This window comes from Pseudomonas sp. (assembly GCF_030150285.1).
GTDB lineage: Bacteria > Pseudomonadota > Gammaproteobacteria > Pseudomonadales > Pseudomonadaceae > Aquipseudomonas.
In genome coordinates this window covers 1-11159 of record NZ_JASLGE010000062.1, presented here as the reverse complement: position 1 = coordinate 11159, position 11159 = coordinate 1, and the positions used below count along the sequence as shown (strand labels likewise).

Annotated in this window: 10 protein-coding genes; all 10 read left to right on the top strand. The window is 55.5% G+C overall.

The genetic code is table 11. The features are described 5' to 3' along the window. Window positions 1–155: membrane protein insertion efficiency factor YidD (yidD, locus tag Q1W15_RS14050; RefSeq protein ID WP_300729528.1), on the top strand; the 155-nt coding region annotated here is incomplete at its 5' end. Between the two features lie 2 nt (window positions 156–157). After that, window positions 158–1843, top strand: a complete 1686-nt coding sequence (gene yidC / locus Q1W15_RS14045) for a membrane protein insertase YidC (RefSeq protein ID WP_300729526.1) — start codon at window positions 158–160, stop codon at window positions 1841–1843. 81 nt (window positions 1844–1924) lie between these two features. Then, window positions 1925–3292 (top strand): tRNA uridine-5-carboxymethylaminomethyl(34) synthesis GTPase MnmE, encoded by a 1368-nt coding sequence (gene mnmE, locus Q1W15_RS14040; protein ID WP_300729524.1) that lies wholly within the window; start codon window positions 1925–1927, stop codon window positions 3290–3292. A gap of 180 nt (window positions 3293–3472) precedes the next feature. Beyond that, window positions 3473–5089, top strand: coding sequence for an ABC-F family ATP-binding cassette domain-containing protein (locus Q1W15_RS14035; protein WP_300729522.1), 1617 nt, complete (start codon window positions 3473–3475; stop codon window positions 5087–5089). A 505-nt stretch (window positions 5090–5594) separates the two neighbouring features. After that, entirely contained in the window at window positions 5595–7487 is a 1893-nt protein-coding gene (gene mnmG / locus Q1W15_RS14030; protein WP_300729520.1) for a tRNA uridine-5-carboxymethylaminomethyl(34) synthesis enzyme MnmG, read from the top strand. Next, window positions 7484–8128 carry a 16S rRNA (guanine(527)-N(7))-methyltransferase RsmG gene (gene rsmG, locus Q1W15_RS14025; protein WP_300729518.1) on the top strand — a complete coding sequence of 215 codons (645 nt, stop codon included), beginning with the start codon at window positions 7484–7486 and terminating at the stop codon, window positions 8126–8128. The genes mnmG and rsmG overlap by 4 nt, the downstream gene beginning before the upstream one ends. 18 nt (window positions 8129–8146) lie before the next feature. Beyond that, the gene (locus Q1W15_RS14020) at window positions 8147–8938 is read left to right on the top strand and encodes a ParA family protein (protein WP_300729516.1); all 792 of its coding nucleotides are present in this window, start codon (window positions 8147–8149) and stop codon (window positions 8936–8938) included. A 9-nt stretch (window positions 8939–8947) separates the two neighbouring features. Then, a complete protein-coding gene (locus Q1W15_RS14015; protein ID WP_300729514.1) occupies window positions 8948–9820 on the top strand; it encodes a ParB/RepB/Spo0J family partition protein in 873 nt (290 codons plus the stop codon). A 147-nt stretch (window positions 9821–9967) separates the two neighbouring features. Continuing rightward, window positions 9968–10375 (top strand): F0F1 ATP synthase subunit I, encoded by a 408-nt coding sequence (locus Q1W15_RS14010; protein WP_300729512.1) that lies wholly within the window; start codon window positions 9968–9970, stop codon window positions 10373–10375. A 16-nt stretch (window positions 10376–10391) separates the two neighbouring features. After that, the coding region (gene atpB, locus Q1W15_RS14005) for a F0F1 ATP synthase subunit A (protein ID WP_300729510.1) at window positions 10392–11159 on the top strand (768 nt) is incomplete at its 3' end.

Here is an 11159-nt window from a genome sequence, read left to right as displayed (position 1 = left end):
CCTGCTACGCGTTGGAAGCCATCGAAAATCATGGCGTTCTTCGCGGCGGCTGGCTGACCTTTCGTCGTTTAGGTCGCTGTCACCCGTGGAATCCCGGTGGTTACGACCCGGTTCCACCTATCCCTACCTCCCGTTCTTCTTCGATGGCCGAGTAATCATGGATATTAAACGCACGATCCTGATCGTCGCTCTTGCAGTCGTGTCCTACGTTATGGTTCTCAAATGGAACCAGGACTATGGCCAAGCTGCATTGCCGACTCAGAATGTTGCCGCCAGCAGCAATACCGCATCGGCTTTGCCCGACACGGTTTCAGGTAACAACGCGTCAAACAGTGCTGATGTCCCTAGCGCCACTGCTGATAACAGCACACCGACCGAAACCCCGGTGGCTGCCAGCAAAGACCTGATCAACGTAAAAACTGACGTTCTGGATATCGCAATTGATCCACAGGGTGGTGATATTGCACAGCTGCGTCTGCCGCTGTACCCACGTCGCCAAGACCATCCGGATGTTCCTTTCCAGTTGTTCGATAACGGCAACGAGCGTACTTACCTGGCACAAAGTGGCCTGACCGGCGTTGACGGTCCGGATGCTCGCCCTGCAGGTCGTCCGGTTTTCAGCGCTGAAAAGAAGACTTTCGAACTGGCCCCCGGCCAGGATGAGTTGGTCGTTGACCTGAAATTCAGCGAAAACGGCATCAACTACATCAAACGTTTCACGCTTAAGCGTGGCCTGTACGATGTTCAAGTCAGCTATCTGATCGATAACGAGAGCGATAAGCCGTGGAACGGTAATCTGTTCGCGCAACTGAAGCGCGATGCCAGCTCCGATCCGTCTTCCAGCACCGCCACCGGCACTGCGACTTACCTGGGCGCTGCCCTGTGGACAAGTGCAGAGCCGTACAAAAAAGTGTCGATGAAAGATATCGACAAGGCGCAGTTGAAAGAAACCGTTCAAGGCGGATGGGTCGCTTGGTTGCAGCACTACTTTGTGACCGCGTGGATCCCGCAGAAAGGCGATAACAACGTCGTTCAAACCCGCAAAGACAACCAAGGCAACTACATCATCGGTTTCACCGGCCCAACCTTGACGGTTGAACCGGGCAAAACCGCTGAAACCAGCGCGACGTTGTATGCCGGTCCAAAAAGCCAGGGCGTACTCAAAGAGTTATCCCCAGGCCTGGAACTGACGGTTGACTACGGCATTCTGTGGTTTATTGCACAGCCTATTTTCTGGCTGCTGCAACATATCCACAGCCTGGTGGGTAACTGGGGTTGGTCGATTATCTTCCTGACCATGCTGATCAAAGGGATCTTCTTCCCTCTGTCGGCCGCCAGCTATAAGTCGATGGCTCGCATGCGCGCTGTGGCACCAAAACTGGCCGCTCTGAAAGAGCAGTTCGGTGATGATCGCCAAAAAATGTCGCAAGCCATGATGGAGCTGTACAAGAAAGAAAAGATCAACCCGCTGGGTGGCTGCTTGCCGATCCTGGTGCAGATGCCGGTCTTCCTGTCCTTGTACTGGGTACTTCTGGAAAGCGTTGAAATGCGCCAAGCGCCGTTCATGCTCTGGATTACCGACCTGTCGATTAAAGACCCGTTCTTTATTCTGCCGATCATCATGGGCGCAACCATGTTTATCCAGCAGCGTCTGAACCCGACACCGCCGGATCCGATGCAGGCCAAGGTAATGAAGCTGATGCCGATCATCTTCACCTTCTTCTTCCTGTGGTTCCCTGCTGGTCTGGTGCTGTACTGGGTTGTGAACAACTGCTTGTCCATCGCTCAACAGTGGTACATCACGCGTAAAGTTGAAGCCGCTACCAAAAAAGCAGCTGAGTAACTTACTCTGATACGCACCACTCAAAACGCCCCCTAGTGGGGCGTTTTGCTATTCGTCACTTTTGTTTTCGAGGCCTGTTTTATGAGTGTTCCGGCTGAAACGATTGCCGCTGTGGCAACCGCCCAAGGGCGAGGTGGCGTGGGAATCGTACGAATTTCCGGTCCCCTGGCCAGCAAGGCGGCACACGCGTTCAGTGAGCGCGAGCTGAAACCGCGTTACGCCCACTACGGGCCTTTTTATGGCGAAAACCGCGAAGTATTGGATGAAGGCATTGCTCTGTATTTTCCAGGGCCCAACTCCTTTACGGGCGAAGATGTGCTTGAACTGCAGGGGCACGGCGGCCCGATCGTCCTCGATATGCTGCTGCAGCGGTGCATTCAACTGGGTTGCCGTTTAGCGCGCCCGGGCGAATTCAGTGAGCGTGCATTCTTGAATGACAAACTCGATCTGGCACAAGCCGAGGCCATTGCCGACCTCATTGAGGCAAGTTCTGCACAGGCGGCGCGTAACGCACTGCGTTCTTTGCAGGGGGCTTTCTCACACCGTGTGCATAACTTGACCGAGCAACTGATCGCTTTGCGTATCTACGTTGAAGCGGCGATTGATTTCCCGGAAGAAGAAATCGATTTCCTGGCCGATGGCCATGTACTGGGCATGCTCGACAAAGTGCGCGAAGAGTTATCCACCGTTAAACGCGAGGCTGGCCAAGGCGCTTTGTTGCGCGATGGCATGACGGTGGTGATTGCCGGTCGACCGAACGCGGGCAAGTCCAGCTTGCTCAACGCGCTGGCCGGGCGTGAAGCGGCTATCGTGACGGAAATCGCCGGTACCACGCGCGACGTGTTGCGTGAACATATCCACATCGACGGCATGCCCCTGCATGTGGTGGACACCGCCGGGCTGCGGGATACCGAAGATCAGGTCGAGAAAATCGGCGTGCAGCGGGCCCTCAAAGCTATTGGTGAGGCCGATCGCGTGCTGCTGGTGGTGGATGCGACGGCACCCGAGGCGGATGACCCTTTCGCCTTATGGCCCGAGTTTTTGCAACAACGCCCGGACCCGGCCAAAGTCACGTTGGTTCGTAACAAGGCGGACCTGAGCGGTGAGCCTGTCAGCCTTGAGGTCAGTACCGATGGCCATGTCACGATCAGCCTGAGTGCCCGATCAACGGAAGGTCTGGATTTGCTGCGTGAGCACCTCAAGGCCTGCATGGGCTACGAGCAAACCTCCGAAAGCAGCTTCAGCGCACGTCGTCGTCACCTGGAGGCATTGCAGCACGCCAGCAATGCCCTTGAACATGGCCGGGCACAACTGACGCTGGCGGGTGCCGGTGAATTGCTGGCCGAAGATTTACGCCTGGCGCAGCAATCGTTGGGCGAGATTACCGGAGCATTCAGCTCGGATGACCTGCTGGGGCGGATCTTCTCCAGCTTCTGTATCGGTAAATAATGCCCAGCAATCTGTAGGATCGAGCTTGCCTCGCGATCTTATGATCTGTTAAAAGATCGCGAGACGAGCCCGTCTCTTACAGGTATTAGTCCAATGCGCCATTGATGCCGCCGCGAAGTTTGCGGCCAGTTCTTGATTCCCCTGCAACAGGGGGTAGATCTGTGCATCTCTGGAGTACGTATGACTCACGCTACCTGTGTAACGCTGGAAGGCGTTTCTTATCAGTTGCCCGATGGCAGCCCGTTGTTTTCTGACCTCAACCTGCATCTCGATCAGCGCCACACCGGCCTGGTCGGCCGTAATGGTGTGGGTAAAAGTGTATTGGCTCGTCTGATTGCCGGGGATGTATCTCCTACCGCAGGGCGCTGCCTGCACACCGCAAAGGTGTATTACCTCAAGCAGCACATCACCCATGCCACCGGGCAGACGGTCGCTGATTTGGCCGGTGTGCAACCCATCATCAACGCGCTGGAACGCATCGAGCAGGGCAGTACCGCACAAACGGACTTTGACGCGGTGGGCGAGCAGTGGAACATTCGCCAACAGTTGCTCGACCAACTGGCCCACAACAACCTCCAGCACCTCACGCCTTCGACCCCGACCCTACGGCTCAGCGGCGGCGAAGCCATGCGTGTCGCACTGATGGGGGCGTTTATGTCACACGCCGATCTGCTGATTCTGGATGAACCGACCAATCATCTGGACCGTGAGCAGCGCCTGGCACTGCAGGCGCAACTCAGCCATTGGCCCAAGGCGTTGCTGGTGATCAGCCATGACCGAGAGTTGCTGGAGACGATGACGCGCATTCTCGAACTCTCAGCCTTGGGGCTGACCAGCTATGGTGGTGGTTATTCGTTTTATGCACAGGCCAAAGCCCAGCAGCAATCCGCCGCCGAACAGCAACTGGCCCACGCGAAACTGGAACGACACCGGCAAGAACAACGGTTGCGCGCGCACGCTGAACAGCTTGAACGCAGACAGGCACGGGGCAACAAATCCGCCGGCACCCATAATCAGGCGAAGATTTTGCTGGGCCGCCAAAAGGAGCGCAGCCAAAACAGCCGCGGCAAATGGCAGCAACATCAGCAAGCCGCGCGCGAGGCGTTGTCGGTACGCGTCAGGCAAGCTGCCAGCCTGGTTGAAGAGCAGCAGGCCGTGTTTGTCTATGCCCCCACAACGAGCCAGCACAACGCTGCCCATATCGCCGAGTTGGTTGAAGCACGCTTGCCGTATGGCTTCGAACCGTTGCGCACACTCAGCCTTACGCTGAGTCGGGGCCAGCGGGTTGCCTTGCTTGGCCCCAATGGCTGCGGTAAATCAACGGTACTCAAGGTGTTGGCTGGGCAAGTACCGATCCTGGCTGGGCAGGCGGATGTCCGTGTGAAAACAGCTTATCTTGATCAGCACCTGGCCTTGCTGAACCTTGAATGTTCGGTGCTGGAGCAGTTGCAGGCACTCAATCGGCAACTCACGGAGAGTGAATTGCGTACCCGGCTGGCGCAATTAGGGCTCAGCGCCGAGCAGGTGAATCGACCCTGTGCACAACTCAGTGGTGGTGAACGGCTGAAGGCGGCAATGGCCTGTGTGTTCTATGCCGAACAACCTGCGCAGTTGTTATTGCTCGATGAGCCCGCCAATCACCTCGATCTGGTGTCCTTGCTGGCGCTGGAAAATAGGCTCAATCAGTACACCGGCACGCTGGTTGTGACCTCACACGACCAAAGGTTTCTCGACGCTATTGGAATAACCCACAGGCTTATCGCGAGTGCCAAGGGCTGGTTGAGCACCGCTGTTTAAGTACCCGATAAGCTGCCGTTCATCACATTTATTCCCTTTGAAGCTGCTGGCCGCAGGATGACGTGTTCGTCCGGGCGGCTTTCGGCTGCCTTTTTGTTGGCTTGAAAGGCAGAATTCCGGCGAATAAGCTCTGTGCATAACTGGGCCTTAGCTCAGTGGGTAAGTGGGCTTGAAAACTGAAGATAAACCCCTCTGTGGATAACCGTATGATTTACCCACAGGCTTAAGTCACTTACTAACGCCCCTCATTGGCACATGACCACAGCCTTTTGAATCTCTGTACAGTACGTAAAATAAGGCTATTAGCGATCTATCCACAGAAAGGTGCCTCTATAGAAATAAACATAAAAACAAAGCTTTAATAAATTTCTTCTTTATTTATATTTCTATCTTGGCTTATCCACAAGCTGGTTAAATTTTGTGCAAAGGGTTCTTTAAGGAAGGCGAAGTCCCTATACTTCGCGGTATATCCAAAAAACCCCTAGTAACAGGCACGAGGTGCGTGGTGAATTTCCCTTCCCGTTTTGCAGTGATCGTCATCGGTGGCGGTCACGCCGGAACCGAGGCTGCACTTGCTTCAGCACGCATGGGCGTAAAAACCCTGTTGCTGACCCACAACGTGGAAACCCTCGGGCATATGAGCTGCAACCCTGCGATCGGCGGGATTGGTAAAAGCCATCTGGTTAAAGAAATCGATGCCCTCGGCGGCGCGATGGCGACAGCGACGGATAAAAGCGGTATCCAGTTCCGCGTACTCAATGGCCGTAAAGGCCCGGCGGTGCGGGCAACCCGCGCACAGGCCGACCGCGCTATTTACAAGTCGGTGGTACGCGAAATGCTGGAAAACCAACCGAACCTGTGGATATTTCAACAAGCGGCGGATGACCTGATTGTTGAAAACGATCAAGTACGCGGTGTTGTCACCCAGATGGGCCTGCGTTTTCTGGCAGATTCGGTGGTGTTGACCACCGGTACGTTCCTGGGTGGACTTATCCACATCGGTTTGCAGAATTACTCGGGCGGGCGCGCCGGTGATCCACCTTCGATTGCCCTGGCACACCGTCTGCGTGAACTGCCTTTGCGTGTCGGTCGCCTGAAAACCGGCACCCCGCCACGCATTGATGGCCGTTCGGTTGATTTCTCAGTGATGACTGAACAACCGGGTGACACGCCGATTCCGGTCATGTCGTTTATGGGCAACAAAGAACAGCACCCGACTCAAGTCAGTTGCTGGATCACCCATACCAATGCGCGCACCCACGAAATCATTGCGTCCAACCTTGATCGCTCGCCGATGTACTCAGGTGTGATTGAGGGGATTGGCCCGCGTTATTGCCCGTCGATTGAAGACAAGATTCATCGTTTTGCTGACAAGGAAAGCCATCAGGTGTTTATCGAACCGGAAGGTTTGAACACCCATGAGCTGTACCCGAACGGCATTTCGACCTCGTTGCCTTTTGATGTTCAGTTGCAACTCGTGCAGTCGATCCGCGGCATGGAAAATGCCCACATCGTGCGACCTGGCTATGCCATCGAATACGATTATTTCGACCCGCGTGATCTCAAATACAGCCTTGAAACCAAAGTGATCGGCGGTTTGTTCTTTGCCGGGCAAATCAACGGCACCACCGGTTACGAAGAAGCGGGGGCACAAGGTCTGCTCGCCGGAACCAACGCGGCCTTGCTCGCACAGGGCAAAGATACCTGGTGCCCGCGTCGCGACGAAGCCTACATCGGCGTGTTGGTTGATGACCTGATTACGTTGGGGACTCAAGAGCCGTATCGCATGTTTACCTCCCGCGCCGAATACCGTTTGATCTTGCGCGAAGACAACGCCGATATGCGTCTGACCGAGAAAGGTCGCGAGCTGGGGCTGGTCGATGACGCCCGTTGGGCGGCGTTCTGTACCAAGCGCGAAAGCATTGCGCTGGAAGAACAACGTTTGAAAAGTACGTGGGTGCGCCCGGGTACTGAGCAAGGTGAAGCGATAGCCGCCAAATTTGGCACGCCGCTGACCCATGAATACAATTTGCTGAGTTTGCTGACACGTCCGGAGATCGACTACGCCGGTCTGGTCGAAGTGACTGGCCAGGGGGCAGAAGATCCACTGGTTGCGGAACAGGTTGAGATCAAGACCAAGTACGCCGGTTACATTGATCGTCAACAGGATGAAATTGCCCGCCTGCGTGCCAGTGAAGACACCCGTCTGCCTGTGGATATCGATTACACGACTATCTCGGGGCTGTCCAAAGAGATCCAGAGCAAGCTCGGGGCAACACGTCCCGAGACGTTGGGTCAGGCTTCACGGATTCCCGGTGTGACTCCAGCCGCGATTTCCCTGTTGATGATTCACCTGAAAAAACGCGGCGCTGGCCGCAAGTTGGAGCAAAACGCTTGAGTTCGCTGGTGACTGCACAACACGCTGAAGAGTTATCAACAGGTGCACGCCAACTGGGCGTCGCATTGACCCAAATCCAGCATGAGCTGCTGCTGGGCTATCTGGCCCTGTTGATAAAATGGAACAAGGCTTACAACCTCACGGCTGTGCGTAACCCGGACGAGATGGTTTCACGGCATTTGCTCGACAGCCTGAGTGTGATGCCGTTTATCGAAAATGGCCGCTGGCTGGATGTCGGTAGTGGCGGCGGGATGCCCGGTATTCCCTTGGCTATCCTGTTCCCTGAGTCTCAAGTCACTTGCCTGGACAGCAACGGTAAGAAAACCCGCTTTTTGACCCAGGTTAAACTTGAGCTCAAGCTGGACAACCTGCAAGTTATCCACAGCCGTGTTGAAGAGTTTCAGCCTGAACTGCCGTTCAATGGAATTGTTTCCAGGGCTTTCAGCAGCATGGAGAATTTCAGCAACTGGACGCGGCACCTGGGCAACAGCGAAACGCGCTGGTTGGCAATGAAGGGCGTTCATCCGGCTGATGAGCTGGTAGCATTGCCGCTTGATTTTCGTCTAGATAGCGAACACGCCTTGACCGTCCCGGGTTGCCAAGGCCAACGCCATCTGCTGATACTGCGCCGCACGGCATGATTGGGAACACAAGCAAGAATGGCTAAGGTATTCGCTATAGCGAACCAAAAGGGTGGTGTGGGTAAAACCACCACCTGTATCAACCTCGCAGCATCGCTGGTCGCTACCAAGCGCCGGGTACTGCTGATCGACCTTGATCCACAAGGCAACGCCACCATGGGTAGTGGTGTGGATAAACATGGTCTTGAGAATTCAGTGTATGACCTGCTGATTGGCGAGTGTGATTTGGCTCAGGCCATGCACGTCTCCGAGCACGGCGGTTATCAACTGCTGCCCGCAAACCGCGACCTCACCGCCGCTGAAGTGGTGCTGCTCGAAATGCAGATGAAGGAAAGCCGTCTGCGTACAGCGTTGGCTCCGGTGCGCGAGAGCTATGACTACATCCTGATCGACTGCCCGCCGTCTCTGTCGATGCTGACCTTGAACGCGTTGGTCGCGGCCGATGGGGTGATTATCCCCATGCAGTGTGAGTACTTTGCACTCGAAGGTTTGAGCGACCTTGTGGATAACATCAAGCGTATCGCCGAGTTGCTGAACCCGAACCTGAAGATCGAAGGTCTGCTGCGCACCATGTACGACCCGCGGCTGAGCCTGATGAACGATGTGTCGGCCCAGCTCAAGGAGCATTTCGGTGAACAGCTTTATGACACCGTAATCCCGCGCAATATTCGCCTGGCTGAAGCCCCGAGCTACGGCATGCCAGCGTTGGCGTATGACAAAAATTCCCGTGGCGCGATTGCTTACCTTGCCTTGGCTGGCGAGCTGGTTCGCCGCCAACGTCGTACCCCCCGCACTGCTCAGCCAACTTAAGGAAATTCCATGGCCGTCAAGAAACGAGGTCTCGGACGCGGACTGGATGCACTGCTCAGCGGTCCTACAGTCAGCTCGCTGGAAGAGCAAGCGGTCAAGGTTGATCAAAGCGAGCTGCAGCATTTGCCGCTGGACCTGATCCAGCGTGGCAAATACCAGCCACGGCGTGACATGGACCCGCAAGCCCTTGAAGAGCTGGCCAGCTCGATCAAGGTCCAAGGTGTGATGCAGCCGATCGTGGTGCGTCCTATCGCGGGCGGCCGGTTTGAGATCATTGCGGGTGAACGCCGCTGGCGCGCCAGTCAGCAGGCTGGCAAAGAAACCATCCCCGCGATGGTCAAGGACGTGTCGGACGAAACAGCCATTGCGATGGCGTTGATTGAAAACATCCAGCGCGAAGACCTCAACCCGATCGAAGAAGCCATCGCGTTGCAGCGTTTGCAGCAAGAGTTTCAGTTGACTCAGCAACAAGTGGCCGACGCTGTGGGTAAGTCCCGTGTGTCTGTGGCTAACTTGTTACGGCTGATTTCTCTACCGGAAGTGATCAAAACCATGCTGTCTCACGGTGACCTGGAAATGGGGCATGCGCGTGCATTGCTCGGTTTACCCGAGAACCAGCAGGTTGAAGGGGCGCGACACGTTGTCGCACGTGGCCTCACGGTACGTCAAACCGAAGCCTTGGTTCGGCAGTGGTTGAGTGGCAAACAAGCACCTGTTGAACCGGTTAAAGCTGACCCGGACATCGCCCGATTGGAGCAGCGACTGGCCGAACGCCTAGGCTCTGCGGTGCAGATCCGCCACGGAAAGAAGGGAAAAGGCCAATTAGTAATTGGTTACAACTCTCTTGATGAGCTTCAGGGAGTGCTCGCACACATCCGCTGAAACATTTCCTTATGTAGCGCGCAGTCGGAAATCACTACCTGACAGTTGAATAGGGGCTTAAGCGCCCCTATACTCTGCGCGCATTTTGTCGGCACAAATTATGCCAAGTTTTTTCTATTGGATGCCGACTTTTGAGGAGCAGTTGTGATGGAAACCCGCACGCCAAACCGCTTGCCGTTCCATCGCTTGGCGGTTTTTCCGGTTTTGCTGGCTCAATTTGTCGTTTTATTGCTGGCTGCTCTGGGGCTCTGGCAATGGCATGGAGTCGTTGCCGGATATTCAGGACTCTGCGGAGGCCTGATAGCTTTGCTACCCAATGTGTATTTTGCTCACAGGGCTTTCCGGTTTACCGGCGCTCGAGCAGCGCAAGCCATCGTTCGGTCGTTCTACGCCGGCGAGGCAGGCAAATTAATTTTGACGGCAGTGCTGTTCGCGCTGACGTTTGCAGGTGTGAAGCCATTGGCGCCGATAGCAGTATTCGGTGTCTTCGTGTTGACCCAACTGGTCAGCTGGTTCGCTCCCCTGCTAATGAGAACAACACTTTCGAGACCTTAGGGCGTTTGAGGCAACCATGGCAGAAACAACCGCTTCGGGCTATATCCAGCACCACTTACAGAACCTGACCTTCGGGCAGCTACCTGATGGCGGCTGGGGCTTTGCTCACACCGTTGCAGAAGCTAAAGCAATGGGCTTTTGGTCATTCCACGTCGATACCCTCGGCTGGTCTGTATTCGTAGGCTTGCTGTTTATCTTCATTTTCCGCATGGCGGCCAAGAAGGCAACTTCCGGTCAACCAGGCGCACTGCAGAACTTCGTTGAAGTGCTGGTGGAATTCGTTGATGGCAGCGTAAAAGACAGCTTCCATGGCCGTAGCGCCGTGATTGCTCCGCTGGCGCTGACAATTTTCGTCTGGGTTTTCCTGATGAACGTCATCGACCTGATCCCGGTTGACTGGATTCCTCAGTTGGCCATCCTGATCACTGGCGATGAGCACTTCCCGTTCCGTGCCGTACCGACGACCGATCCTAACGCTACCCTGGGCATGGCCCTGTCGGTATTCGCGTTGATCATCTTCTACAGCATCAAAATCAAGGGCATCGGCGGTTTTATCGGCGAACTGACCCTGCACCCGTTCGGCAGCAAGAACATCCTGGTTCAAGCGCTGCTGATTCCGGTGAACTTCCTGCTCGAATTCGTGACGCTGGTTGCCAAGCCAATCTCGCTGGCACTGCGTCTGTTCGGCAACATGTACGCTGGCGAACTGGTATTTATCCTGATCGCCGTAATGTTCGGCAGCGGCCTGCTTTGGCTTAGCGGTCTGGGCGTGGTGCTGCAATGG